We start from the raw sequence: 25,767 nt of genomic DNA on the forward strand, positions 1-25,767 counted from the left end.
ATTCACTCCTGCCTCTGACCCGATCACATATGAAACCGCAAGTTACAGCAGCATGACACCACATCCGCCCCCACAGCAAGGGCCGCGCGGTTCAACCAAGGCTTGCCAAAGCGGACCGCACCAAGACGTCCTCGACCGAGGCCCCGATCAGCGCCAGACAATCAGGGTCCGAGAACCGGTGATCCGCCCCTTTGACCAGCGTCAACCGCATATCCGGCCCCGAGGCATGGTCCAAAAGCCGCAACGCCACCGAGATATCCACATCTGCGTCGCAGGTGCCTTGCAGAAATCGAACAGGAAAGGGCAAATGCAGTGGGCTGCGCAGAACCAGATTGTCGCGCCCCTCCTCAATCAGTCGCCGGGTGATAACATAGGGCTCGCCATATTCCGAAGGCAGCGCCACCTGACCGTCCTCCAGCAGCATCCGCCTCTGCGCGGCATCGAATTCCGCCCACATTCCGTCCTCGGTAAAATCCGGCGCGGCGGCAATCGTCACCAATCCCGCGACCCGCTCCGGCATCGCCCGCGCCAGCAACAGAGATATCCAGCCGCCCATTGATGACCCCACAAGGATCTGTGGCCCGTGCGTCAGCCCGTCAAGGACAGCCCGCGCATCCGCCACCCAATCGCCAATCGCCCCCGCCTCGAACGCGCCAGAGGATTGCCCATGCCCAGAGTAGTCAAACCGCAAAAACGCCCGGCCGCTCGCTCGCGCCCACGCCTCAAGCCAGAGCGCCTTGGTTCCCTCCATATCCGACTTGAACCCGCCTAGAAACACCACGCCAGAGCCCTGCCCGCTGCTCTGATGATAGGCTAACCGGCGGCCACTCTCGGTGGTTAGAAAATCGGGATCGGCCATGCTGCTCTCCATCCATACTAGGTTGCGATCATGCACCGCGCCGAGCGGCCCGGCAAATCGGTTTTGACCTAATCGGCAACCTCTCGCAGCGTGAGCGCCAAGAGCCCACCCATCCCAGCCATGCCAGCAAATCCCGCCAACGCCAGCACTGGCCCGGCGATCGACAAAGCCCCTCCAACACCCCCTGCCACCAGCAGCAAGACACCGATCGCCGTATTTGCCAGCGCCGCATTCGGCCCGCGGCGGTCCTCCTCAGAGATATCCACCAGATAGACCGACCGCGCCTGCCGGATACCGTGGTAGGCGAGCATGAGGCCAAACAGGATCGTCGGCATCACCCCCGGTGTCTGTGCAACGCCCAATCCCACCGCCGCAATCGCCGCAACCATAGCCAGCGCCGAGAGCGCGCCTGCCAGCGCAAGAACCTTTGGACTGTTGTGATCCGACATTCGCCCCCAGACATAGGAACTCAAGAGCGACGCCCCGGACGAGGCCAGCACAAGCGCACCCAGCGTCCCCAACGCGCCACCGTCCTGCGCCGTCAACATCACCATATAGGGTGGGGCCAGCGCCGCGCTGACCAATAGGCCGCGCACCAGCACAAAACGTCGCAGATTGGCATCCTCACGCAAGATCTTGAGGTAGCGCTGCCCAATCCCTTCGACGGTCTCCGGTGTGCTCCTCTCCTCAGAGAGCCCGGCAAGCACCAGTGCTGCCAGCCCCCAGCACAGCCCCGCCAACGCGACGGCACCGATCACCGCCGCCTGACTGCGCAAGACCCCCGTCAGCATCAGCACCGCAAAGACCAACACACCCGCCGCCGAGAGCGACCCTGCCAGGCCTGTCACCCCACCGCGCCGCGTCTGCGCGACAGTCTTGCCCAGAATATCCTTGTAAGAGACAGAGCAGGCCGCCCGCGCCACTGCGAGCACGGCCAACAACCCGCAGATCCCCAGCCCGGCCTGCCAGCCCTCTAGAACCAACGCCACAATCGCAATCAACGCCGCTGCCGCGCCCTGTACAGCACTGCCCACAACCCACATCCAGCGCCGGTGCTGCATCCGACCGAGCCACCCCCCGAGCAAAAGCTGCGGTAAAAGCGCGCCCGCCTCTCGGATCGGGACCAACATGCCCGCGTAGGCCGCAGGCGCACCCAAGGCGCCCAAGAGCCAACTCAACACCAGCTTGGGGTCAAGCAACCCATCCGCCAGCTTGCTCAGACTAAGCGTTCCAACATGCAAACGCGCCGCTCTCTGGTCCTCTTTGGACCAGCCGCCAGAGTGATCCTCTGCAATCAGGAATTTAACAAAAGTAGGCAAGCCGCCGGATCAACCGCCAATATACGCCCCGCGGCGCGGGCGATAAAACACCTTTTGATTGTGCAGGCGTCCGAGCAGTTCATCAACCTTGCGCAGCGCTTCCTCGGGATGTTCAAACCCGTCAACCAGCGCGTATGATCGTCCCGACAAATCCGCCTTGGTCTGACGGAGGGCGGTTTCAATCAGGTCCATATCCTCGACCGACAACTCAAATTTTGAATTATAGCTCGACATGTACAGCCCTCGCTTTTTCTGACGAACGAATATCGCACGCCCCATATGCGGCATTATGGGATTCAAATACGACCTGTCCACCAATTTTCATCGTTGAGAGGTCAACATGTCGTCGTATGCGTTCGCATGCTGCATTCACTCTCAACCGCAGCACCCTTGACCTTGTCCGCACGAAGAGGCATTTGGGGTGCGATATACCCGCAACCGGGCGTTCCGTGGGCGCCAAACCGACGAGGAGCCAAGCAGATGGCCCAGATTTCCCTGACCTTTCCTGACGGCAATACGCGCAGCTACGACAAAGGCGTCACCCCCGCCGAAGTCGCCGCCAGCATATCGCCATCGCTCGCCAAACGCACGATTTCGGCCTATGTCGATGACGCGCATTGGGATCTGCAATGGCCCATTGACCGCGATGCGGCGCTCACCCTCAACACGATGAAGGACGAGGCCCCGGCGCTCGAACTCATCCGGCATGACCTGGCCCATATCATGGCCCGCGCGGTTCAGGAAATCTGGCCCGACGTGAAGGTCACCATCGGCCCGGTCATCTCGAACGGCTGGTATTACGATTTCGACCGCGCAGCCCCCTTCACACCCGAAGATCTTGGCCTCATCGAGAAAAAGATGAAGGATATCATAAATCTGCGTGATCCCGTGCGCACAGAAATCTGGGACCGCGACCGCGCGATCCAACATTACCGCGACACCGGCGAGCCCTACAAGATCGAGCTGATCGAGGCGATTCCCGGTGATGAACCGCTGCGCATGTACTGGCATGGCGATTGGCAGGATCTCTGCCGAGGTCCGCATCTGCAAAACACCGGACAGGTGCCCGCCGACGCCTTCAAACTGATGAGCGTGGCCGGGGCCTATTGGCGTGGCGACAGCACACGCCCAATGCTGCAACGGATCTATGGCGTAGCGTTTCAGAACCGCGACGCGCTCAAGGATTATCTGACCTTTCTCGAAGAAGCAGAGCGCCGCGACCACCGCAAACTTGGCCGCGAGATGGACCTCTTTCACATGCAGGAAGAAGCTCCCGGTCAGGTCTTTTGGCATCCCAACGGCTGGACCGTCTACACCACGCTTCAGGATTACATGCGCCGCCAGCAACGTCGCGGCGGCTATGTCGAGGTGAACACGCCGCAGGTCGTCGACCGCAAGCTGTGGGAGGCGTCGGGCCACTGGGAAAAATATCAGGAAAACATGTTCATCGTCGAAGTCGACGAAGAGCACGCCCGCGAAAAGGCGGTGAACGCGCTCAAGCCGATGAACTGCCCCTGCCATGTGCAGATTTTCAATCAGGGTCTGAAATCCTACCGCGACCTGCCGCTGCGCATGGCCGAATTCGGATCGTGCAACCGCTACGAACCCTCGGGCGCGCTGCACGGCATCATGCGGGTGCGCGGCTTTACCCAGGACGACGCCCATATCTTCTGCACCGAGGATCAAATCGAGTCGGAAACAGCGCGGTTCATCGCCTTTCTGTCGGGTATCTATGCCGATCTGGGCTTTCCCAATTTCGAAGTCCTTTTCTCCACCCGCCCCGACGTGCGCGCCGGGTCCGACGAGGTCTGGGACAAGGCCGAATCGGCCCTTCTGTCCGCAACCCGCGCCGCAGGCATCGAACCCAAGGTGAACCCCGGCGAGGGCGCGTTCTACGGCCCGAAACTGGAATTCACCCTGACCGACGCCATCGGGCGCAAATGGCAATGCGGCACGCATCAGGTGGATTTCGTTCTGCCTGAACGTTTGGATGCAAATTACATCGGCACCGATGGGGCCAAACACCGCCCCGTGATGCTGCACCGCGCCGTCTTGGGCAGCTTTGAGCGCTTCATCGGCATCCTGATCGAAGAGCACTCCGGGCGTCTGCCGTTCTGGCTCGCCCCGCGTCAGGTGGTGGTCGCCTCCATCGTGTCGGATGCGGATGACTGCGTTACAAAAGTCGCCCGAAACCTTACAGACCTTAACATCCGCGCCGAGGCCGATACCCGTAACGAGAAGATCAATTACAAGGTCCGCGAGCATTCGGTAGGCAAGGTTCCGGTGATCCTCGCCTGTGGCCCGCGCGAGGTCGAAGACGGCACCGTGTCGCTGCGCCGCTTGGGCGAAAAAGACAGCCGCATCGTGCCTCTGGATCAGGTCGCGGCGGAACTGGCGCGCGAGGCGACACCGCCGGACCTATTGTAATATAACGCTAAATCAGCGCTGCGCTGGATCAGAGGCCACCCGAACCAACCGCGTGAGGCTGCCAAGGCTCTCGCGTTGGCGGCCCTCATCGTCAAAATTCGCAGGGTCCAGCCAGAATGAGAACGCCTCTTTCAGCGCGGGCCATTCGGCGTCAATCGCGGCAAACCAAGCGGTGTCGCGATTGCGCCCCTTGACGACCGTCGCCTGCCGGAAAATCCCCTCGTAACTCAACCCCAACCGCTGCGCCGCCCGTCGTGAGGGCATGTTGAGCGCGTCGCATTTCCATTCGAAACGGCGATACCCCACTTCAAAAGCCCATTGAATCAAAAGGAAAATCGCCTCTGTTGCAGCGCGGGTGCGCTGCAAACTCGGGGCGAAATTGATGTGCCCGGCTTCAATACTCCCCGCTTGCGGCGTGATCCGCAGATAGCTGGCCACGCCACCCAATTGCCCAGTGTCGAGGTCGGTAATGGCATAGAACAGTGGATCGCGCCCCGCCGCCACATCTCGAGCCCAACGATGCAACTGCGCCGAAGACGAGAACGGCCCATACGGCAGGTAATCCCAAATCGCATCATCGACCGAAAACGCACGGTGCAAATCCGCTGCATGTCGGTCCGCATCCAGCCGATCGAGCCGAACATAGCGCCCGACCAGCGACCCACCATCCGGCGCGGGCGGCGGGGTCCAATTCACCAACTTTGGCCCAACTGGCCGATTTTGCGTCATTTTTACGGGCCCTGCATATTTCCTTGGCGCGACATTGCATGAATATCGCGCCAAGGGAAAGCCATGCTTACTCCTGCGGAATGACCCGAAGGCCGAGCTCCATCAACTGATCGCTCGTCGGGTCCGATGGCGCATTCATCATCAGATCCTCGGCCCGCTGGTTCATCGGGAACATGATGACCTCACGGATATTCGACGTGCCCGCCAGCAGCATCACGATCCGGTCGATCCCCGCAGCACATCCCCCATGCGGCGGCGCGCCGTATTGGAAGGCGTTGACCATGCCGCCAAAGCGCTTGCGAACCTCGTCTTCGCCATAACCAGCCAGCTCGAACGCCTTGATCATAATATCAAGTTTGTGATTACGGATCGCGCCCGACACCAGTTCATAGCCGTTGCAGGCGAGGTCATATTGATAGCCCAGAACCTTGAGTGGATCGCCATTCAGCGCCTCGATCCCACCTTGCGGCATCGAGAAGGGATTGTGCGAGAAATCGACCTTGCCGGTGTTTTCATCCGCCTCGTACATCGGGAAATCGACGATCCAGGCAAAAGCAAAGCGGTTCTGATCGGTCAGCCCCAACTCGTCACCAATCACTGTGCGCGCCTTGCCCGCCACCCGCTCGAACGCTTGGGGCTTACCCCCAAGAAAGAAGGCGGCATCGCCCACGCCAAGGCCAAGCTGCTGGCGAATGGCCTCGGTGCGCTCCGGGCCGATGTTTTTGGCGAGCGGGCCTGCGGCCTCCATAACCCCATCTGTCTCGCGCCAGAAGATATACCCCATCCCCGGCAGGCCCTCTTTCTGGGCAAAGGCGTTCATGCGGTCGCAGAACTTGCGGCTGCCACCCTTCGGCGCGGGAATGGCGCGGATTTCTGTGCCATCCTGCTCCAGCAGCTTGGCGAAAATGGCAAAACCGCTGCCCCGGAAATGCTCGGACACGTCCTGCATCTTGATCGGGTTGCGCAGGTCGGGCTTGTCGGTGCCATACCAGAGGGCAGAGTCGGCATAGGAAATCTGCGGCCAGTCGGTATCAACGACAGCACCGGCGCCAAACTCTTCGAAGATGCCCTGAATGACCGGCTGAATCGTGTCGAACACGTCCTGCTGCTCGACAAAGCTCATTTCGAGGTCAAGCTGGTAGAAATCTGTTGGCGATCGGTCGGCGCGTGGGTCTTCATCCCGGAAACAGGGCGCGATCTGGAAATACTTGTCGAAACCCGACACCATGATGAGCTGCTTGAACTGCTGCGGCGCTTGCGGCAGAGCATAGAACTTACCCGGATGCAGGCGACTAGGCACCAGAAAGTCGCGCGCGCCCTCAGGGCTGCTTGCCGTGATGATCGGAGTCTGAAATTCACGGAATCCCCGATCCCACATCCGCCGCCGCATCGCGGCCACGACATCCGAGCGCAGCACCATATTGCGCTGCATCGCCTCGCGGCGCAGGTCGAGATAGCGAAAACGCAGGCGGGTTTCCTCGGGGTATTCCTGATCGCCGAACACCTGAAGCGGCAGTTCGTTTGACGCGCCTAGCACCTCGAGCTCGCGCACAAAGACCTCGATCTCACCCGTGGGAATCTTGGCGTTGATCAATCCCTCGGCGCGCGCCTTTACCACCCCGTCGATTCGGATGCAGAATTCGCTGCGCAACTTCTCGACCCGCGCGAAAGCAGGGCTGTCCGGGTCGCAGATCAATTGTGTCACGCCATAGTGATCGCGCAGGTCGATAAACAAAACCCCTCCGTGATCGCGGATGCGGTGCACCCAACCGGCAAGACGGACGTCTCCGCCAACATCCGATTTTGTCAGATCTGCGCAGGAATGGCTGCGATATGCGTGCATTTTGGCTCTCCGGTCCCGGGTCTGGGATATTGTCTTGGGTTCGGGCCGATACACCTTGGCGGGGCGGCAAAGTCAAGGGCGTGGGGCGGGCTGCGGTCGCAAAACCGTTTACAGGCAAGGCATTTTAGGTAAAAATAACTGCCACATGAGCAGGCAAGCCCAGGAAACAGGGGCGAAAGGACCGGTTTGGTACGCCGTTGAAATGCGCCAGTGTTGGCGCGAGGAAATGGGGTGTGACATGTGGACCAAAGCTCTTGACGGGTTATTGACCCATCTTTTCAAACAGGGACGTCTGAACGTGACTTACCCCGATGGGATCACGCGGCCGTACGGCTCTGGCGCGGGCGGCCAAGAAGTGACGGTCACGCTGCATGATCCAACCCTGCCCCGGCGTATTGTTATGTCGCCCGATATGGCCGCAGGCGAGGGTTACATGAACGGCACGCTGACCATTGCGGGTGATGATCTCTTCGGCTTTCTCAGCCTTGCTATGACGAATATTACGTCACAGGGACAGCCATGGTTTCGCCGCCCGCTAGAGGCTCTGCGCTGGTTCAAGCGGCGTCTGGATCAGTTCAACCCGGCGGGACGGTCCCGCGCCAACGTGGCGCATCACTATGATCTTTCAGGCGAGCTTTATGATCTCTTTCTTGACGCCGACCGGCAATATTCCTGCGCCTATTTCGCCCATCCCGATATGTCACTGGAAGAGGCGCAGGCTGCCAAAAAAGCGCATATCGCGGCGAAACTCTTGATCGAGCCCGGCATGCGCGTGCTTGATATCGGTTGTGGCTGGGGCGGCATGGGCCTGACGCTGGCGCGGGATTTCGGCGCACAGGTGACGGGCGTGACCCTGTCGAAAGAACAACATGGCATTGCCAATCAAAGAGCCGAAAAGGCGGGACTTTCGGACCGGGTGCGGTTTCACCTGACGGACTACCGCGAGGTGAAAGGACAGTTTGACCGCATCGTATCGGTCGGGATGTTCGAGCACGTTGGCGTGCCACATTACGACGCCTATTTCGCGACGGTCGAGCGCTTGTTGGCATCGGATGGGATCGCACTTATCCATACCATCGGGCGCGCGGGACCGCCGGGGGCAACGAGCCCGTGGATCACCAAATACATCTTTCCGGGCGGCTATTGCCCGGCCATGTCAGAGGCCGTGGCTGCCGTCGAGCGGCACAATCTTGTCACGACCGACGTAGAGGTTTGGCGTCTGCATTATGCCGAAACGTTACGCCATTGGCGGGACCGTTTCGAGGCCAATATCGACAGGGTGCGCACGCTCTATGATGAGCGGTTTTGCAGAATGTGGCGGTATTATCTCGTTGCCAGCGAACTGACTTTCCGCCTCAACAATCAGGTCGTATTTCAGTTTCAGTTGACGCCCAAACAGGATGCGGTGCCTCTCACGCGGGACTATCTTTATTGCGACAAGAGCGCGCGCCTGCGCCACGCCGCCGAATAGGCGGCCGGTCAGGCCGGAACCTTGGCCAGAGCCCGCGCAAATCGTGCCTTCCAGAGTGCTTCTTCGTATTCGCCCGCTGCCGTGCTGTCATAGACCACACCGCCGCCCACATTCAAAGTGGCGCGCTCGTCTTCGACCATCAGGGTGCGAATGCCCACATTGAACTCGGCGCGCCCATCAGGGGCAGCCCAGCCGATAGAGCCGCAATAAATATCACGGGCGTGCTGCTCCAACTCTGCCAATATCTGCATGGCCCGCAATTTCGGCGCGCCGGTGATAGACCCACAGGGAAAGAGCGCGCGCAGGATATCCGACAGGCCCGTGCCGGGAATAAGATCTGCGGTGATGAGCGACGTCATCTGGTACAGGGTCTCATAGGTCTCGACCGAGAAAAGCTCGGGCACGCGAACAGAGCCTGGAACGCTCACGCGGCTGATGTCATTGCGCAAAAGATCAACGATCATCAGGTTCTCGGCGCGGTTCTTGGCATCGGATTGCAGGAAAAAGCGCCGCCGCGCATCCTCGGCCGCATCCGCGCTGCGGGGTTGTGTGCCCTTCATCGGCCGGGTTTCGATCCGCCCATCGGCATGGGTACGAAAGAACAACTCGGGCGAGCGGGACAAGATCGCAGGCAGGCCCGCCGCCTCGATCAACGCGCCATAGCGCACTGGCTGGATGGCGCAGAGTGCGGCATAGAGCGCCTGCGGCGTGCCTTGGGCGGTCATTCGCAGCGGAAAGGTCAGATTGGCCTGATAGATATCGCCCGCGCAGATATAGTTATGCACAGCCTCAAAGGCCCGCGAATAGCGCGCCTGATCCCAGTCCGGCACCATATCACCGAATGCAGCCGGACCTGCCCGGAGCGTCGCGGCGGGACCGGGCGCGGCATAGGTCCCGAACTGCAAGAGAGGCAAGCGGCGACGCGCGGGCATGTAAGGCGCCAGCCGTGGCTCGAGCGCGTGTCCCAGCTCATAACTGGCAAACCCAGCCAGCCAATAGCCCTCGGCCCGCGCCGCATCGAGTGCCGCAAGTGCGCCGGGCACCTCTTCGGGCGTATGGGCCACGATCAGGCGCTCGGCCTGCGCGAACAGGCTGGCCGCCTCATCAGGACCATGATCGAAACGAATCTGCACAGCGCATCCTCTTGGCAAGTGTTCCGTATTTAGGCCTGCCATCCATAAAGCACACTCTTAAATGCGTCGGTTTGGACCAGTTTTGCGGTCGGATGCACCCTTGACAGCGCACCAAGGTCGGGAAACGCTGGATCACGGCATTCGTGAGGGGGCGGCGGGCATGCAACGGTGGATTGGCGGCTTGTTCACTCTCTGGCTCATGGCCTCACCGGCGCAGGCGGGGCAAGTGTCGATCGGGTTCGAGGGGCCGGGCGAGGGGCAAGCCCCGACTGAAATGCCCGAGGACGGATACCGCGTTGTTACCCGCGACATGATGATCTCCTCTCCTGCCAAGTCCGGGAACGGCACCGATGGGCCCAACGAGATCGAGAGCGCGATGAACACGCGCGGCGCGGTTGCGATTCTGCGGGTGGCCCCCTTTACCTTTGTCTCGCTGGATTGGCAGACGGAAACCGGCGCGCCACAAGTCGTGGTCGAGGGGTATCTGGGCGAGCAGCTGGTGGCGCGGGATCGGTTTGTCGCGCGCGGGTCGCATGATGTGTTCACAACCCATATGGCAAACGCGCTGACAGGCCAAGTGATCGACCGCCTGATCCTCTATCCGCAGCGCGATGGCAGTGGCATGGGTGCGCTCGACCGGGTCGTTCTGGAAGATGCGGCTGAGTTGCCGGAAACCTCTTGAACCCGGCACGGGTTTGCCCCTTGCACACCAGCCTGTGATGGCTATAACCCCACCAATTTGCGCAGGTGGGCCAGCCCCGCCTGCCCTTCCAGCTGCCCGGGGACCGATATGCCGAAAAGAACCGATATTTCATCCATCATGATCATCGGAGCGGGGCCAATCATCATCGGACAGGCCTGCGAATTCGACTATTCTGGCGCTCAGGCCTGCAAGGCGCTGCGCGAAGAAGGATACCGCGTCATTCTGGTCAATTCCAACCCGGCCACGATCATGACCGACCCGGAACTCGCCGACGCGACCTATATCGAGCCGATCACACCTGAGGTGGTGGCCCGCATCATCGAAAAGGAACGCCCGGACGCCCTTTTGCCAACGATGGGTGGTCAGACCGGACTAAATACCGCCCTCGCGGTCGACGACATGGGCGTGCTCAAGAAATTCGGCGTGGAACTGATCGGTGCCAATCGCCAAGCGATTGAAATGGCTGAAGACCGCAAACTCTTTCGTGAGGCGATGGATCGTTTGGGAATCGAGAACCCCAAGGCTACAATCGCCAACAACATGGATGAATGCATGGCGGCGATCGATTATGTGGGCCTGCCCGCGATCATCCGCCCGGCCTTTACACTTGGCGGCACCGGCGGAGGCGTGGCCTATAATCGCGATGATTACATCCACTACTGCAAAACCGGCCTTGATGCCTCGCCCGTAAGCCAGATCCTGATCGACGAGAGCCTATTGGGCTGGAAGGAATTCGAGATGGAGGTTGTCCGTGACAAAGCGGACAATGCGATCATCGTCTGCGCAATCGAGAACGTCGATCCGATGGGGGTTCACACTGGCGATTCGATCACTGTGGCCCCGGCGCTGACCTTGACCGACAAAGAGTATCAGATCATGCGCAATGGCTCGATTGCCGTTCTGCGCGAGATCGGCGTCGAGACCGGTGGCTCGAACGTACAATGGGCCATCAATCCTGCGGACGGGCGTATGGTGGTGATTGAGATGAACCCGCGCGTATCGCGCTCTTCGGCGTTGGCCTCCAAGGCTACGGGATTCCCGATTGCCAAAATCGCGGCCAAGCTTGCGGTGGGCTACACGCTCGATGAGTTGGACAACGACATCACCAGGGTGACGCCCGCCAGTTTTGAGCCGACGATAGATTATGTGGTGACCAAAATCCCACGCTTTGCATTCGAGAAGTTTCCGGGTGCGAAACCGCACCTGACGACCGCGATGAAATCCGTGGGCGAAGCAATGGCAATCGGCCGAACCATCCACGAGAGTCTGCAAAAGGCATTGGCGTCGATGGAGACCGGCCTCACAGGGTTTGACGAGGTCATCATCGAAGGTGCTCCGGACAAAGCTGCTGTGATCCGTGCCTTGTCCGTGGCCACGCCGGACCGGATGCGCACGATTGCGCAGGCCATGCGCCACGGTCTGAGCGACAACGAGATCAACGCAGCCACCGCATTCGATCCGTGGTTCATTGCGCGTATACGCGAGATCGTAGATGCCGAAGAGGGCATTCGCCGCGAAGGTCTGCCCATAACGGAGAATGCTCTGCGGCGGCTCAAGATGCTGGGTTTCACCGATGCCCGCCTGGCCAAGCTGACAGGACGCGATGAAGGTCAGGTGCGGCGCGCGCGCGTCAATCTGGGGGTGCGGGCCGTGTTCAAGCGGATCGACACTTGCGCCGCAGAGTTCGAAGCGCAAACGCCCTACATGTACTCTACCTACGAAGCACCGATGATGGGCGAAGTTGAATGCGAGGCACGCCCCTCTAATGCCAAGAAAGTCGTCATTCTGGGTGGCGGTCCGAACCGCATCGGTCAGGGGATCGAATTCGACTACTGCTGTTGCCATGCCTGTTTCTCACTGTCCAAGGCCGGGTATGAGACGATCATGATCAACTGCAACCCCGAGACTGTGTCGACAGATTACGACACCTCGGACCGCCTCTATTTTGAGCCACTAACCTTTGAGCATGTGATGGAGATCCTGAGCAAAGAGCAGGAGAACGGCACATTGCACGGGGTCATCGTGCAGTTCGGCGGGCAAACGCCGCTCAAACTCGCCCGCGCGCTCGAAGCCGAGGGGATTCCGATCCTTGGCACAACACCCGACGCAATTGATCTGGCCGAGGATCGCGAGCGGTTTCAGGCGCTCGTGACCAAACTGGGGCTGAAACAGCCGCACAACGGCATCGCCAGCACCGATGCACAGGCGCTGGCGATTGCAGAGGAAATTGGCTTTCCGCTGGTCATCCGACCATCCTACGTCCTTGGCGGTCGCGCTATGGAAATCGTGCGTGATATGGGCCATCTGGAGCGCTACATCTCAGAAGCCGTCGTCGTGTCTGGAGACAGCCCCGTTTTGCTCGACAGCTATCTCTCGGGTGCGATTGAATGCGACGTGGACGCGCTTTGTGATGGCAAGCGCGTGCATGTGGCGGGCATTATGCAACATATTGAGGAGGCCGGCGTTCACTCGGGTGACTCCGCTTGCTCGCTTCCGCCCTATTCGCTGAGCGACGTTACAATCGCCGAGATCAAGAAACAGACCGAGGCCTTGGCACTTGCGCTCAATGTCGTGGGTCTGATGAATGTGCAATTCGCGGTCAAGGGCGAGGATATTTACCTGATCGAGGTGAACCCCCGCGCCAGCCGCACCGTGCCATTCGTGGCCAAAGCGACAGACAGCGCCATTGCTTCGATAGCCGCGCGCCTGATGGCGGGCGAAACGCTGGACGCCTTCCCGTACCGCGGCCCCTACCCCAAGGATACCAAGCCCGGCACCCTGCCGATGGCCGATCAGATGACCCTTGCTGATCCCAACATGCCGTGGTTTTCGGTCAAAGAAGCGGTGCTACCTTTTGCCCGCTTCCCCGGCGTCGATACCATCCTTGGGCCCGAAATGCGCTCGACCGGCGAGGTGATGGGCTGGGATGTGTCATTCCCGCGCGCCTTCCTCAAGGCGCAGATGGGCGCAGGTGTGGACCTGCCCGATACCGGGCGGGTGTTCATATCCATCAAGGATATGGACAAACAACCGCAGATGATCGAAGCGGCGCAGGTTTTGGTCGATCTCGGGTTCGATATCGTCGCGACGCGCGGCACTGCATCGTTCCTGTCAGAGGCAGGCATCACATGCGAGGTGGTGAACAAGGTCTATGAAGGCCGCCCCAATATCGTTGACATGCTTAAGGACGGGCAAATCGCGCTGGTCATGAACACCACCGAAGGCACCCAAGCGGTTGAGGACAGTCGCGAAATCCGCTCGGTCGCACTCTATGACAAGATACCTTATTACACGACCATGGCAGGCTCCAACGCCGCTGCACTGGCGATCAAGGCGAGAGAAGAGGGCGCACTGACGGTTTTGCCGTTGCAGGGCAGCAAAGCCTGAACTCTTCGTTTCGGGAGACCGATGAAACGGCTCACCAGTGGTGGGCCGTTTTTCATTTCATCTCGTCGCGTAGCGGCGACCCCAATAGTGTATATACATTGTATAGGCTCTTTGGTAGGAATTGAGGAATTGGGAGACATTCGGATGGCAGACGGATCAAGGGCCAAGAAAGACCGCAAAGACAGTCAGTTGATCATCCGGATCAAAGGGAGTGATCGTGATAACTTTGTCGGTCTTTGCGAGACGCTCGACACCAGTGCTGCACGGGAAATCCGTGCTTTCATAAAGGACTTTGTGAGATCACATGGAGAAATCAGTTTTGCGGCTGAAACTTTGAGCAGAAGCACTGAAGAGATACATGATCTGACACCAAAGAAACAAAAATCCAAGCGCCTGAAAAGACAGAAATGACCGGCGGTGCAGGCCAAGCGCGCCCATTACAATCGAACACACCTCAAACCTTCCTCAACAGAAAACCTCCACTAAATAGGACAAAGAACATGTCAAACTTGAACGATATTCCTGGCATTGGTCCCGCCATTGCGACAGGTCTCGCCAAAATCGGAATCGCCACCACCAAACAGTTGAGCGACTCAGATGTGCCAACCCTGACCCAAGTGCGCGGCATCTCGGAAGCGCGTGCAGCAGAGTTCATTGCAGTAGCCAAGAAACTCTCAGCCTCACCAGAACGCACCAAAGAGAGCCCCGCCAAAGCCTCAAAGAAAACCAAGCTGAACACCGCCGAGAAATCCGAACCCTCGAAGGACACGACAAAGTCGAAGAAAGCCTCCAAGGCGAAAAAGAAGAGCTCCAAGACAGCTGAGGGTCAAAAATCCAAAAAAGACAAAGTGAAGAAGGCGAAGAAACCAGACCCCGAGAAAAAACCCAAAAAATCAAAGAAGAAAAAATAGCGTCAGCCGCGTCGGCCTGGTGGATCAAACGGTAAGAATTCGACCGCCGATTGTTTGACCGGCGCGGGGTAAAGTTTCATCAATTCTAGAATTTCGGGTGGCAGACCAACGGTAATTGGCAACCCCAACCCGCCTGCCTCGGTGGCTGTGAGAGCATAGTCATGCGTCCACGTCCCGGACGCCAGCGTCTCAGCCAATTGCTCGGCCTTGGCCTGCTCTAGGCGCGGAGTCATCAGCTCGACGGCACCGCGCTTGACCTGACGAATGGCCTTGTCGCTGACATCCGCGAGAACGAGAGCGATATCCGAGACATGTTCAACCGGTTTGGAATCTCGAGCGGCGACAATCGAGGCGGCGGAGATCCCCATGATCTGCGGGTCAATCGGCCCCAACATTGAAAACTCACCCATCACAATTTCATCGGCGGCAAGTGCAATGAGTGTGCCGCCCGACATTGCATAGATCGGCACAAATATGGTCACCTTTGCGGGATGCGCCTCGACCGCGCGTGCAATCTGCATCGCGGCAAGGACCAGCCCCCCAGGCGTGTGGAGAACGAGATCAATCGGTGTGTCACGGGGCGTCGCCTTGATCGCGGAAATGATGGATTGCGCATCCTCCATTCCAATCGTGTTTGTCATGTTGAACCCAAACAGGCTTCGCCGTTCCTGCCGATGTATCATCGTGATCACGCGGCTTTTGCGCCGTCGCTCGATCATTCGAATTGCCTGTTCCCGACGAAACGCAAACACTCGGCCTGTCAACAAAGGCTGCAACATCAGGACAAGAAATCCCAGAAGAATTAAATTGGAGACGGAAATCTCCATAATCGGTGGCTCCTGAAGTTTAGAAGTGGCACAAGTGACCTGAGGCGACTGTTGCAGGCTGAGGCGATGTTGTGAATTGAAAATTCAGCGCCGATGGGGCAAATATCCCTGCACGACAAAGGCCCGAGACAGGGCAGAGCAAAAAGAGCATGAGGCACGAGCAATGATGCGATGGGTGATGTTAAGCGCACTTCTGGCACTGGCGGGCTGCGGGGGGTCTGATGGCTTTCGCGGCGATACGCGCCGCATGCCAATGGCGACCGGCCCGCTCAATACAGCCTGCATGCAATCCGACCGCAAGGCACGGTCCCCTGCACTCTGCGGCTGCATTCAGGCGGTTGCGAATGAGACACTGAGTGGGTCACAACAACGACGTGCTGTCCGTTTCTACCGCGATCCTCAGGCGGCGCAGGATGTTCGCCAATCCAAACGATCTGGCGACGAACGGTTTTGGGAGGCCTATAGTTCCTATGCTCAGCGCGCTGAACAGGTCTGTCGCTGAGATAGCAGATCGCCAAGACGTCTAAGCTCAAATGGGAATCAAGAACAAACGTGCTCAATCAGGCGTCATGGCGCCATTGCTTAGCATACTGCCAGTCAACCATTTTGCCGGCTGACCTTTCGAACCCATCCCGATCTGTTTTGGTCAGGCCTTGAGCCGATATCCCGTCGCCAACATACGCCAGGCAATCAGGCAAATCACCAGAGTAGCGCCGGTGCCCACGGCGAGCCCAAGAATAGGATCGCTGTCCGACACGCCAATCACACCATAGCGAGCCCCGTCGATCAGATAGAAAATCGGGTTGAAATGGGTGATCGTATAGAGCACCGATGGCAACGCTTCGACCGAGTAAAACGTGCCCGACAGAAACGCCAAGGGCGTCACGATAAAATTGGTTATTGCTGCCATCTGGTCGAATTTGTTGGCAAATATCCCAGCGACAATACCAATCCCGCTCAGAAAGGCAGCGCCAAGCAGGACAAACCAAAGTGCCCAAAGCGGATGCGCTAACCCGATCCCGAGAAAAACCCATAGCCCAAGCCAGATTGCAACTGCAACAAGCAGGCCCCGACCGACCCCGCCCGCCAGATAGCCGAGCACCAATTCTCCTGCCGAAAGGGGCGGCATGAGCGTGTCAACAATATTGCCCTGAACCTTGGAGATAACAATTGACGAAGAGGTGTTCGCGAAAGCGTTCTGAATGACCGTCATCATAAGGATACCCGGCGCAATGAAGGTGGTGAACGGCACGCCCATCACATCACCGCGTGCAGGTCCGATGGCAATGCTGAAAATCAACAGAAATAAACCGGCCGTCACCAGCGGGGCCATGATGGTCTGGGTCCAGACTGCCATGAAACGACGCATTTCTCGCTCTGCAAGGGTCGCCAAGCCCAGCCAGTTGACACGGCCAAATCGCCGCGCTCCCATAGTTGCAGGTGAAGTCATACCGCCACGTTCTGCGTGATCTGACATGTGCCGCTCCTTATGTCCGTCGTTTCGCGCTGATTTTCGGAAGTTTCTCCGGCATCCAGCCGTCTGCCCGCGATTCGATGCCTTGTAACTCACACGCCAGTGACTAGAATAGAGCCTTGATCAGATTTACAAGGCGGCGGGCCCGGGGCCCGGTCCGCCTTTTGACCGAAGGAAACCCCGATGTCCTGGAATGACGAACGCGTTGAATTGCTGAAGAAGATGTGGGGCGAGGGTCAATCCGCAAGCCAAATCGCCAAGGAGTTGGGCGGCGTGACCCGCAACGCAGTCATTGGTAAGGTGCATCGCCTTGGACTGTCAAACCGCAATGGCACAGGCTCAACCGGGGCTGCGACGCCCAGTACTCCGGACCAAAAAACCAAACCCACGGCAGCAAAAGCCGCCGAGGCACCACAACCGAAGCCCACGCCAAAACCCTCAGTCAAGGCGGATGCCAGACAGGAGCCCGTCAACGATCCAGCCCCCGTTGCACCTATCAGCCGGGTCAAAGCGATTATCCCCGCAGGCCAACCCCTTCCGCCGCAACCCTCGGCCAATGAGATCGACCCAGAAGCCTTGGCAAAAGTGAGCGCGATTGAGAAGAAAGCCAAGAAACTGACCCTGATGGAGCTGACAGAACGCACCTGCAAATGGCCTGTGGGCGATCCCGCAACGCCTGATTTCTGGTTTTGTGGCCTTCCGGTGCAATCCGGCAAACCATATTGTGAGGCACATGTTGGTGTCGCGTTCCAGCCCATGAGCAGCCGTCGCGATCGCAAACGCTAACTCTGTCTGAACACCCGACAGCGTCTCAACCGCCTCTTAGGCGAGCACAAGCGCTGTGGGGTGCCGCCGACCTGAGGTCACTCACCGTATCAACGTCTCGCAAGGTATCAAGGAGCCCAATGCGCGCTCCGCGCAAAGTGGCGACTGTGTCCTCTAGCGCATGCTCAGTCGACCAGCGCACACCTTGAAAGAGCGCGGTGGAAATACCGCGCGACCGCTTCAGCCCGACCAGCCAGTACCCACCGTCGTGTGCGGGGCCGAGCACAGCGTCATTTGGCCCAAGCGACGCAAAGGCCTTGGCGATATGGCGTCGGCTGACGCCCGGGATATCCGCGCCTATGATACATACAGGTCCGGGCGACATTCCGCGCAAGAGGCGTCCCATTCGGTCCCCCAGATCACCCGGCCCCTGCGACACGCGAGGCAGATGCGAGGGCCAAACACGGCTCTGCAAACCAGCATTGTCGGGCGAAACCGCAAGGACCACCTGCCAGCGAGGATCTTCGACTGCGCGCAAAAGCCTCTTTACTTGATGCCGGAACCACCACGCTGCGGCGACCATCCCAATATCTCTTCCCAGCCGGCTCTTGACCCGACCGGGGCGCGGTTCCTTGACCATGACGATAAGGTATTTGCGTATCGTTACCAGTTTAGGCAAAATAATCGCTCAGAATGCGCGCATAAATCGCCTTGAGTTGGTGGATCTGTGCCACCTCAACCCGCTCGTCCACTTGATGCATCGTCTGCCCGACGAGGCCGAACTCTACTACCGGGCAATGATCTTTGACGAACCGCGCATCCGACGTGCCGCCAGTTGTCGATAGCACAGGCTTTACGCCGGTCTCCGCCTCAACCGCGCGCGTTACCAGATCAGAGAGAGGTCCAGGCGGCGTCAGAAAGCTCTCTCCGGAGACCTTGACACGCATCTCGCACGCGACACCAAACTCATCGCTCACGCCGTCCAACTCGGCCTGCATCCACGCGATCAGACTCTGGCTTGTATGGGCATCGTTGAACCGAATGTTAACTGTGGCGCGGCAACTTGCCGGGATCACATTGGTTGCGGGATTGCCGGTGTCGATTGTCACCACTGCCAGCGTCGAGGGATCAAAATGCGCGGTGCCACTATCAAGAGTGTGCGAGGCCAACCGATCCATAAGCCGCGCCATGGCGGGTAGCGGATTCTTTGCCCGGTGCGGATAGGCAGAATGCCCCTGTACGCCAGTCAACGCGAACCACGCGGACAGCGACCCGCGCCGTCCGATCTTGATCATCTCGCCCATGCGCTCGGGGCAAGTGGGCTCTCCGACCAGACAGGCCGTCATGCGCTCATCGTTTGCCGCCATCCAGTCCAGCAGTGCCACCGTTCCGTCTACTGCATCGCCCTCTTCATCGCCTGTGATGGTTATGATTATTGCCCCTTTGGGCGGTGCGTCGCGCACCATATCAACTGCCGCCGCGACAAAGGCTGCCACAGCAGACTTCATATCCGTGGCCCCTCGTCCCCAAAGCATGCCAGCCTTCTCAACCGCGCCAAACGGTGGGACGCTCCAGGCTTCGACATCCCCCACTGGCACGACATCCGTGTGACCATTAAAGCCGAATGCGCGCGCGGCACCCTTCTCTCCCCAACGTGCAAAGAGATTGGCAATGCCGCCGCGATCCACCCGAACACAGGTGAAACCTGCGCCGGTCAGAACTTGCTCCAGCAATTGCAAAGCTCCTCCCTCCTCGGGCGTGACAGAGGCGCAGCGAATGAGGTCGGCAGTCAGTCGGGCAGCATCAAGCGGAGGAAAAGGCATGGATCATATCCTGTCAATCGGGTTTGGCCGCAGGCCTAGCGCGGATCGTAATCGAGCGCAAACCGCAGTGCGGAGAGAGCGCGCGCGCAACACATAGACCGGTTGGTGTGCCCTTCAGCGATTAAACCTTAACAACCGTGAATTAATTTGCTATCCGAAAGGATATAAAAACACCCGAGGCAGGGCAAACATACCACGTCAGGGCCGCTAGATCCGAAAAGGACAGATTGGCCCGCGACATTCGAGCAGCAAGGCGCAGTCCAGGCAATCGACACGCGCGTTTGCATCCCGGATCGGGCAGTCTAAGGGACTGCGCGTGTCAATGAGTGCGCTGCCTCCAAAACGGGGGCAGGCAGGACGATGGTTGCGGGCGTAGAAATTCCAATCAACCTGAACGCATCTGCGATTCAGATGGCACAGACAATTTTTGGGGACGGCGTTGAAGTGATCAGCGCCTCCTATACCGGGGACCGGGATTCATCGGGCATATATAGCAACGGTGACGCCATATCACCCGGAGTCGTCCCAAGCGATACCGGCGTCATGTTCTCAACGGGCGATTTGCGCGGTTTCACCAACAACAACTTCTTTCAATCGAACCAGAGCGCCAACACCACCACCACATCGAGCGGCCCGAACGGCGTGGCAGATTTCAATGCCGCCGCGGGCGCTCAGACATATGACGCCTCCTTTTTGGATGTGGATTTTATCCCAACCGGCGATGTGATGACGATGCAGTTCGTCTTTTCCTCTGAGGAGTATCCGGAGTTCGCCGTAGGTGCGTTTCAGGATTTCTTTGGCGTCTGGATCAATGGCAGCCTTGTGCCCCTGAGCGTCGGAGACGGCGACATTGACCCCAACAATCTCAATGGCGGGTCCAACAGCAACTTATTCATCAACAACACACAAGATCAGTTCAATACCGAGATGGACGGGTTTACCGTCACCATGACCCTAACCATCCCAGTGAATTCCGGCGAAGTGAATTCAATCCGCATCGGCATCGCGGACGTGACCGACGCCAACTACGACTCGACCGTCCTGATTGCGGCCAATAGCGTTCAGACCACGCTGGTCGCTATGGATGATCTGACAACGCTTTTCCCGGATGGGACGCGCATAATTGACTTGCTTGGCAATGACGTCAACACCACAGCAGGCACTTTGGTCATCACCCATATCAACGGCATGGCCGTGGTGGCTGGCGATACCGTCACGCTGAATTCCGGTCAGCAAATCCAGTTGAATGCCGATGGCACCATTGAGGTGATAGGCGATGGTGACACCGAGGTCTTCAACTTCACCTATGAGGTCCAGAGCAGCACTGGCCAGACCGATGTGGGTTTTGTCACCGTCAATTCGGTGCCATGTTTTGTTGTCGGTACTTCGATCCGCACACCGGACGGCGAGGTCAGCGTAGAAACCCTACGGCCCGGAGATTTGGTGATCACCCAAGACGAGGGGCCACAACCATTGCGCTGGATCGGGCGGCGGCGCGTTGCGGCAGAGGGTGCATTCGCCCCGATCCGCATCGCTGCCAATACATTTGGGCGGCACCGGGAGTTGCTCCTCTCCCCTCTGCACCGGGTGCTGATCCGTGACAGTCTGGCCGAGTTGCTCTTTGGCGAACGCGAGGTTCTGATTGCCGCCCGAGATCTGGTCAACGACCGCTCAGTGCGCAGGGTAGAAGGTGGCATGGTCGATTACGTGCATATCCTCTTTGATCGACATCAGGTGGTGTTCTCAGAAGGGCTCGCCACGGAAAGTTTCTTGCCCGGACCACAAACAACGCAAAGTTTCGAAGCCGAGATCATCGCTGAAATTTGCGCGCTTTTCCCGGAAATCGACCCCGATACCGGGGTGGGATATAGCGCTGCCGCCCGCCGCACCCTCAAGAGTTATGAGGCAAGGCTCTTGGTGGCGCAGGGACTGGCGGCCTGAGCGGTGGGATGGATCGGTCTCTCAGATCAGAGCGGCGGGCGGCTCGCCCTGAGCGGGCTTGACGTGCCACAGTCAAAGACGGTGACCCCACCGCATGATTGCGCCCTGATGGCACGTGGCACGCTGATGATCGAAACCCGCCTGTCGTCAGAGGGGCGACCGCAAACTCTTCTCGCGTTCAGCCGCAGCCATCCTTGGAGCGGAGGGTTTTCGCTTCAGGCCTTGCCGGGCGGCGGAATTGTGCTGATCGAGACGCAGGCAGGCGATGTGCGCCATGCAACCCTGCCCTACCGCGCCGATGACCGCACAGACACCTTGCGTCTGACCTATGCTTGGGACGCTCCGGCACGTTGGGGACGCCTGTCCCTCGAGCGGCCCGAGATGGACCGCGTGCACAGCATTCTGCTCCCGCCGCCACACCCAATGCCGCTTGCTGACCTGCGCACCGTGCTGACGGATCCGCGTCAACGCCAAATGGACCCCGATGTCATCTTTGTCGCACTTTCAACCCAGATCGAACCGATTGGCCCGATGCCCGGACTGAGCGCAAGCGTGCCGGTTTGTACTCCGCAAGGCTATGTGCCAGCGGGTCACCTCAAGCGAGGCGATCTGGTGGATACGGACGAAGGGCAAATTGTCCCGGTCTTGCAAACCGTTGCGCGGCGCGTGCCTGCCATGGGAAGTTTTCGTCCGGTCCGGCTACGCGCGCCCTATTTCGGCTTGCGGCACGATATTGTCGTCTCTCCGCAACAACGGTTGGTGATCCGTGGCTCTGAAGTGGAGTACCTCTTCGGTTGCGAGGCAGTTCTGGTCCCGGCACGTCATCTGGTCAACGGCTTCTCTGCGCTTTTCGCCGAGACCTCTGACATCGTCAGCTATCACCATCTCCTCTTGCCTGGACATGAAGAGATCATTGCAGCCGGAACCCGCACGGAGAGTCTTTACATCGGGCGTCTCCGGCGCAATCCAGACCTGCTGCGTGCCAGCGTGCTGGCCGAGTTTGACCGCGCCCGCCTGCCCGAACACCCAAGGCCGATCTGGCCGGTGCTCAAGCCCTATGAGGCAATAACTTTGGCGATGAACCGCGCAGCCTGAGCCAGAGTCAGGACGCCGCCGCTTCAATCGAGGCGGGCAATTCGATCCAGACCCGCGCACCGCTTGGGACATCGAAATCTATCCCGACAGTGCCCGACATCGCTTCAGCTTTGATCCGCGCGAGGGCAAGCCCCATTCCTGCGCCAAACGTCGTCCCTGTGGCGTGCGCCAGTCGCTCGAACGGTGCGAAGGCCAATGCCGGATCGACTGCGCCGAACCCGGGGCCATTGTCAGCAATGGTGATGCGGTGATACCCGGCTCTTTCGCTCTTGACCTGAACCCAGACAGTGCCCGCGGACCCGCAATAGCGCACACCGTTCTCTACCAATTGCCCCAAAGCATCCTCAAACAACGCAGTATTTGCGAGCACAGTGGCTTTGGTGTCCTCCACTTGCAGCAGAACGCCTCGCCGCAATGCCTCTTCCTGATAGCGTGCGACAACTCGATCAATCACCAACGCGACGCGCACCGGCGCAAGTGTCACCGAGGTGCGGCGGGCTGCGATATCGGCGAAATGCATGGTCTTATCCACCGTCGCGAGCAAGGTCTCTCCTGCTTCCATGATCCGGTTGGCATATTCGGCCTGCCGTACATCGCCACTGCGTTGCGCATCGTCCCGCAACAAATCAGCGAGACCGATCACCGCATTCAAGGGCGTGCGCATTTCATGGCTGATACCTGACAGCAACACGGTCTTGGCTCGGCTAGATTGCTCGGCATCCCGCCGCGCGCGCTTGATCTCGAGCGAATGCTGCGCCGAGACAATCGCAAAATAAAGAACAGGGTAAACGATCGTACTGAACGCCGTCAGGGCCGCCATCGGTGCGTAGATCCGCTCGGCCGTTGCCTCGCCGATGATCAAAGGCCAATTCCCCTGCGTGACAAACCAAACAGCCCATAACACCACAGGCAGAGCCACCAGCACCGCGATATGAAACCGGTCACGGTAGATCGAGAACACGGCAAAGGGGAATCCCACCATCGGGATCAACATGATGTCCACCTGTCCGGTTGGGTGCACCACGCAAGCACCCAGAAAAATAGCGACGTTGGTAGAGGTCAGCCAACAGGTGTTGGCCCAGACCAAAGGCAAGCGGGTCTTGAACAGCCGCACGAGGGCAAACCCGCTAAAGGCCTGCGCGCCGATCAAGAATACCTCAATCTCACCGCTCAGCGCTGTGAGAACCATCCAGCCAAAGGTGAAAACAAGCCCAAACCAGACGAAGGCAAATGAAATCTGTCGGCGACGCGCGCCCGCCTCAGTCACATTCTGGTCCATCAAGTGTCTTTGCATCAGAGCTTCTACCTTTGTAACACTCTGCCAAATCAGTCGTCAGTTGGTGTCACTGAGATACCAATCCTTAAAATGGCCAATCATCAGAAAAAGTGTAGTCCAACCTATTGTATAGGTTGGATCATCTGGAAAACCGTCTTCCAATAATTGCCCCGATACATAAATACGTGTTGATTTAATAATGGGAAGCAGAATTTTATTCTGCTCGCCGGCTCTGCGAACCCAGACGAATAAGACCGGCGAAAAATAATCGCATAGATTGCAGTGTATTGAAAAGTCGGCAGATTCTTACGACCCAAGCGAGAGTTAACGTGGCGTAATTATACTTCGTCGCGATAATTGGTCGCAGATTGCGCGATTTCCAAGGATTAGCCAATTATGCACCCCAGATGAGAGGCTGACGCCGAAGAATATCCGGCAGATAGTAATATCAGTCAAAGAATGGCGTCATCTGCGCCACGATCACAGAATTTTCATCCAAAGCGCGCTGCATCAAGGCGCGCTCTTCATCGGAGATATCGTGACCTTCAGCCTCTCGTTCGGCCAATGTTCCGTACCCTGACACGTCAAGTGGCGCGCAATCGGCTTGTTTAAGGATCGCTACGGTCTCACGCACCGCCTCAGCCTCATCGACGCCAGACGCATAGACCATCAGCGCGGCCCCTGTCGCCTTGTCGGGCAGCCCGTCCCCAGCCTTGCGGCCAATTTCCACCAGCAGTGTAAAAACCTGCTGGCGGTTGGGTTTCTTTTCAGTGTCGGTCATGCCTGCCCCTCCATCGCGCGCAGCCCTGAGCCAAGCCATGCCCAAAGTCAAGCGTAGGCCGGGTTTGGTAGTGGGTCACTTTGAAATCTGACCTATCGCAGCTTTGATTTGCGCCCAGCGCGGTCAGTGACTATCTTATACACATGACAGACAAACCCAAGAGACCCCGTGACGCCAACCAGCTTGCCCACATGATTGCGGGCATTGCGACTGGTGAGGTTGATGATTCGGTGCCTGAGAAGGCTGAGGGGCAGCGCAAAGGCGGGTTAAGGGGAGGAAAAGCGAGAGCCGAATCCCTTTCACCCGAGAAACGAAGCGAAATCGCCCAGAAGGCTGCAAAGGCGCGCTGGACTAAGTAATTTACTTGACCTGTGTCGGCATTTTCTGCAAATTGCTTGCATTGAGTAGTTGTAAGGCAGGATCATGATAAAAGAACTCCAAGAGATGGTTGAGGCGCACTTTCCCGCATCAACCGATACCAACCTTATCCGAGCAATTTCGGAGGGCGTGGCGCTCGCAGATCAATTGCGGGCAAGTGACCCGATGTTACGGGGACTGTTGGGAAGGGATTTGGCGGGGCATCTCCGCCGGGCGGGGGTTATAACGCGAATCCATGATTTGTGTGAACGGGGTGAGCTTCCGTTTGAGGCAGGCATTGACTTGATGCCAATAGGTAGCTGGCATCACTTGGTTCTAAAGGCGTCGGATACCGTGGTTTCACACCTCTGTCGCACAGATGGCGTTTTGGCTTTCCCTAAAGACACACCCAATCGCCAAGATGAACGCCTTACCAATCAGCTAGACCTATTCGACGAGAATGTGATCAGCCTGAGCGCAGCGATCAAGCAAGTTGAGGAAAAATGCGTTTGGCTTACCTACGGTTATACACCAAGCGGGGATTTGACCCATGCCTGCTGGGCAATGCCTTCCCCGCCCAGCGTGTCTGAGACTTGGTATGCACATGTTAATATTGTGGAGCGTCTGCGACGATCTGGTCAGAGAC

The 25,767-nt window shown here is 58.7% G+C and carries 23 protein-coding genes; 11 read left to right on the top strand and 12 right to left on the bottom strand.

Annotated features, from left to right (window positions below; genetic code table 11):
• Positions 1-91: 91 nt before the first annotated feature.
• The 3 genes from ROS217_RS01090 to ROS217_RS01100 form a co-directional block, all read right to left on the bottom strand.
• Positions 92-859, bottom strand: coding sequence for an alpha/beta fold hydrolase (locus ROS217_RS01090; RefSeq protein ID WP_040650852.1), 768 nt, complete (start codon positions 857-859; stop codon positions 92-94).
• 68 nt (positions 860-927) lie between these two features.
• Complete coding sequence (locus tag ROS217_RS01095; RefSeq protein ID WP_009815788.1) at positions 928-2,178, bottom strand: hypothetical protein; 1,251 nt, start codon at positions 2,176-2,178, stop codon at positions 928-930.
• A 9-nt stretch (positions 2,179-2,187) separates the two neighbouring features.
• A complete protein-coding gene (locus ROS217_RS01100) occupies positions 2,188-2,412 on the bottom strand; it encodes a hypothetical protein (protein ID WP_040650857.1) in 225 nt (74 codons plus the stop codon).
• A gap of 246 nt (positions 2,413-2,658) precedes the next feature.
• Between ROS217_RS01100 and thrS the strand changes: the two genes are divergently transcribed.
• A complete protein-coding gene (gene thrS, locus ROS217_RS01105) occupies positions 2,659-4,605 on the top strand; it encodes a threonine--tRNA ligase (protein WP_009815790.1) in 1,947 nt (648 codons plus the stop codon).
• Between the two features lie 12 nt (positions 4,606-4,617).
• Here the strand turns inward: thrS and ROS217_RS01110 are convergent, their stop codons facing one another.
• Positions 4,618-5,334: a GNAT family N-acetyltransferase gene (locus ROS217_RS01110; RefSeq protein ID WP_009815791.1), complete on the bottom strand. Its 717-nt coding sequence runs from the start codon at positions 5,332-5,334 to the stop codon at positions 4,618-4,620.
• A 67-nt stretch (positions 5,335-5,401) separates the two neighbouring features.
• Positions 5,402-7,177: an aspartate--tRNA ligase gene (gene aspS, locus ROS217_RS01115; protein ID WP_009815792.1), complete on the bottom strand. Its 1,776-nt coding sequence runs from the start codon at positions 7,175-7,177 to the stop codon at positions 5,402-5,404.
• A gap of 238 nt (positions 7,178-7,415) precedes the next feature.
• On the opposite strand from aspS, the gene ROS217_RS01120 reads away from it, so the two are divergent.
• A complete protein-coding gene (locus ROS217_RS01120; RefSeq protein WP_009815793.1) occupies positions 7,416-8,648 on the top strand; it encodes an SAM-dependent methyltransferase in 1,233 nt (410 codons plus the stop codon).
• Between the two features lie 8 nt (positions 8,649-8,656).
• On the opposite strand, the gene ROS217_RS01125 is transcribed toward ROS217_RS01120, so the two are convergent.
• Positions 8,657-9,781, bottom strand: a complete 1,125-nt coding sequence (locus tag ROS217_RS01125) for an aminodeoxychorismate synthase component I (protein ID WP_009815794.1) — start codon at positions 9,779-9,781, stop codon at positions 8,657-8,659.
• 100 nt (positions 9,782-9,881) lie between these two features.
• Between ROS217_RS01125 and ROS217_RS01130 the strand changes: the two genes are divergently transcribed.
• From ROS217_RS01130 to ROS217_RS01140, 4 genes are all read left to right on the top strand, one after another.
• Positions 9,882-10,463 (top strand): hypothetical protein, encoded by a 582-nt coding sequence (locus ROS217_RS01130; protein WP_040650278.1) that lies wholly within the window; start codon positions 9,882-9,884, stop codon positions 10,461-10,463.
• A gap of 108 nt (positions 10,464-10,571) precedes the next feature.
• Complete coding sequence (carB, locus tag ROS217_RS01135) at positions 10,572-13,871, top strand: carbamoyl-phosphate synthase large subunit (protein ID WP_040650279.1); 3,300 nt, start codon at positions 10,572-10,574, stop codon at positions 13,869-13,871.
• A 144-nt stretch (positions 13,872-14,015) separates the two neighbouring features.
• A complete protein-coding gene (locus ROS217_RS23310) occupies positions 14,016-14,282 on the top strand; it encodes a hypothetical protein (protein WP_083781486.1) in 267 nt (88 codons plus the stop codon).
• An 89-nt stretch (positions 14,283-14,371) separates the two neighbouring features.
• Positions 14,372-14,782, top strand: coding sequence for a helix-hairpin-helix domain-containing protein (locus ROS217_RS01140; RefSeq protein ID WP_009815799.1), 411 nt, complete (start codon positions 14,372-14,374; stop codon positions 14,780-14,782).
• Between the two features lie 2 nt (positions 14,783-14,784).
• Here the strand turns inward: ROS217_RS01140 and ROS217_RS01145 are convergent, their stop codons facing one another.
• The gene (locus ROS217_RS01145; RefSeq protein WP_009815800.1) at positions 14,785-15,609 is read right to left on the bottom strand and encodes an SDH family Clp fold serine proteinase; all 825 of its coding nucleotides are present in this window, start codon (positions 15,607-15,609) and stop codon (positions 14,785-14,787) included.
• 178 nt (positions 15,610-15,787) lie between these two features.
• Here ROS217_RS01145 and ROS217_RS01150 point away from each other — a divergent pair, with 178 nt between their 5' ends.
• The gene (locus ROS217_RS01150; protein ID WP_254656359.1) at positions 15,788-16,111 is read left to right on the top strand and encodes a hypothetical protein; all 324 of its coding nucleotides are present in this window, start codon (positions 15,788-15,790) and stop codon (positions 16,109-16,111) included.
• A 144-nt stretch (positions 16,112-16,255) separates the two neighbouring features.
• On the opposite strand, the gene ROS217_RS01155 is transcribed toward ROS217_RS01150, so the two are convergent.
• Positions 16,256-17,041 carry an ABC transporter permease gene (locus ROS217_RS01155; protein WP_009815802.1) on the bottom strand — a complete coding sequence of 262 codons (786 nt, stop codon included), beginning with the start codon at positions 17,039-17,041 and terminating at the stop codon, positions 16,256-16,258.
• 225 nt (positions 17,042-17,266) lie between these two features.
• Between ROS217_RS01155 and ROS217_RS01160 the strand changes: the two genes are divergently transcribed.
• Positions 17,267-17,869 carry a GcrA family cell cycle regulator gene (locus tag ROS217_RS01160; RefSeq protein WP_009815803.1) on the top strand — a complete coding sequence of 201 codons (603 nt, stop codon included), beginning with the start codon at positions 17,267-17,269 and terminating at the stop codon, positions 17,867-17,869.
• Positions 17,870-17,894: 25 nt separating this feature from the next.
• Here the strand turns inward: ROS217_RS01160 and ROS217_RS01165 are convergent, their stop codons facing one another.
• A complete protein-coding gene (locus ROS217_RS01165; protein WP_009815804.1) occupies positions 17,895-18,488 on the bottom strand; it encodes a TIGR04282 family arsenosugar biosynthesis glycosyltransferase in 594 nt (197 codons plus the stop codon).
• Positions 18,489-18,519: 31 nt separating this feature from the next.
• On the bottom strand, positions 18,520-19,671 hold the full coding sequence (gene dapE, locus ROS217_RS01170; protein ID WP_009815805.1) for a succinyl-diaminopimelate desuccinylase: 1,152 nt from the start codon (positions 19,669-19,671) through the stop codon (positions 18,520-18,522).
• 360 nt (positions 19,672-20,031) lie between these two features.
• On the opposite strand from dapE, the gene ROS217_RS01175 reads away from it, so the two are divergent.
• Together ROS217_RS01175 and ROS217_RS01180 are read left to right on the top strand one after the other, a co-directional pair.
• Positions 20,032-21,612, top strand: coding sequence for a Hint domain-containing protein (locus tag ROS217_RS01175; protein WP_009815806.1), 1,581 nt, complete (start codon positions 20,032-20,034; stop codon positions 21,610-21,612).
• 3 nt (positions 21,613-21,615) lie between these two features.
• Positions 21,616-22,707 carry a Hint domain-containing protein gene (locus tag ROS217_RS01180; protein WP_009815807.1) on the top strand — a complete coding sequence of 364 codons (1,092 nt, stop codon included), beginning with the start codon at positions 21,616-21,618 and terminating at the stop codon, positions 22,705-22,707.
• A gap of 7 nt (positions 22,708-22,714) precedes the next feature.
• On the opposite strand, the gene ROS217_RS01185 is transcribed toward ROS217_RS01180, so the two are convergent.
• Entirely contained in the window at positions 22,715-24,001 is a 1,287-nt protein-coding gene (locus ROS217_RS01185) for a sensor histidine kinase (protein WP_254656360.1), read from the bottom strand.
• A gap of 430 nt (positions 24,002-24,431) precedes the next feature.
• The gene (locus ROS217_RS01190) at positions 24,432-24,764 is read right to left on the bottom strand and encodes a hypothetical protein (RefSeq protein ID WP_085978783.1); all 333 of its coding nucleotides are present in this window, start codon (positions 24,762-24,764) and stop codon (positions 24,432-24,434) included.
• Positions 24,765-25,187: 423 nt separating this feature from the next.
• Here ROS217_RS01190 and ROS217_RS24550 point away from each other — a divergent pair.
• Positions 25,188-25,767, top strand: a 580-nt coding sequence (locus tag ROS217_RS24550; protein WP_009815811.1) for a hypothetical protein, incomplete at its 3' end; no start/stop codon positions are given.

This window comes from Roseovarius sp. 217 (assembly GCF_000152845.1).
Lineage (GTDB): Bacteria > Pseudomonadota > Alphaproteobacteria > Rhodobacterales > Rhodobacteraceae > Roseovarius.

Coding starts and splice junctions, on each gene's coding strand:
- carB (WP_040650279.1), top strand. CDS start 10,572: ATGCCGAAAAGAACCGATATTTCATCCATCATGATCATCGGAGCGGGG.
- dapE (WP_009815805.1), bottom strand. CDS start 19,671: ATGCCTTTTCCTCCGCTTGATGCTGCCCGACTGACTGCCGACCTCATT.
- ROS217_RS01185 (WP_254656360.1), bottom strand. CDS start 24,001: ATGCAAAGACACTTGATGGACCAGAATGTGACTGAGGCGGGCGCGCGT.
- ROS217_RS01100 (WP_040650857.1), bottom strand. CDS start 2,412: ATGTCGAGCTATAATTCAAAATTTGAGTTGTCGGTCGAGGATATGGAC.
- ROS217_RS01165 (WP_009815804.1), bottom strand. CDS start 18,488: ATGGTCAAGGAACCGCGCCCCGGTCGGGTCAAGAGCCGGCTGGGAAGA.
- ROS217_RS01090 (WP_040650852.1), bottom strand. CDS start 859: ATGGCCGATCCCGATTTTCTAACCACCGAGAGTGGCCGCCGGTTAGCC.
- ROS217_RS01110 (WP_009815791.1), bottom strand. CDS start 5,334: ATGACGCAAAATCGGCCAGTTGGGCCAAAGTTGGTGAATTGGACCCCG.
- ROS217_RS01140 (WP_009815799.1), top strand. CDS start 14,372: ATGTCAAACTTGAACGATATTCCTGGCATTGGTCCCGCCATTGCGACA.
- ROS217_RS01120 (WP_009815793.1), top strand. CDS start 7,416: ATGTGGACCAAAGCTCTTGACGGGTTATTGACCCATCTTTTCAAACAG.
- aspS (WP_009815792.1), bottom strand. CDS start 7,177: ATGCACGCATATCGCAGCCATTCCTGCGCAGATCTGACAAAATCGGAT.
- ROS217_RS01150 (WP_254656359.1), top strand. CDS start 15,788: ATGTTAAGCGCACTTCTGGCACTGGCGGGCTGCGGGGGGTCTGATGGC.
- ROS217_RS01155 (WP_009815802.1), bottom strand. CDS start 17,041: ATGGGAGCGCGGCGATTTGGCCGTGTCAACTGGCTGGGCTTGGCGACC.
- ROS217_RS23310 (WP_083781486.1), top strand. CDS start 14,016: ATGGCAGACGGATCAAGGGCCAAGAAAGACCGCAAAGACAGTCAGTTG.
- thrS (WP_009815790.1), top strand. CDS start 2,659: ATGGCCCAGATTTCCCTGACCTTTCCTGACGGCAATACGCGCAGCTAC.
- ROS217_RS01160 (WP_009815803.1), top strand. CDS start 17,267: ATGTCCTGGAATGACGAACGCGTTGAATTGCTGAAGAAGATGTGGGGC.
- ROS217_RS01190 (WP_085978783.1), bottom strand. CDS start 24,764: ATGACCGACACTGAAAAGAAACCCAACCGCCAGCAGGTTTTTACACTG.
- ROS217_RS01145 (WP_009815800.1), bottom strand. CDS start 15,609: ATGGAGATTTCCGTCTCCAATTTAATTCTTCTGGGATTTCTTGTCCTG.
- ROS217_RS01175 (WP_009815806.1), top strand. CDS start 20,032: ATGGTTGCGGGCGTAGAAATTCCAATCAACCTGAACGCATCTGCGATT.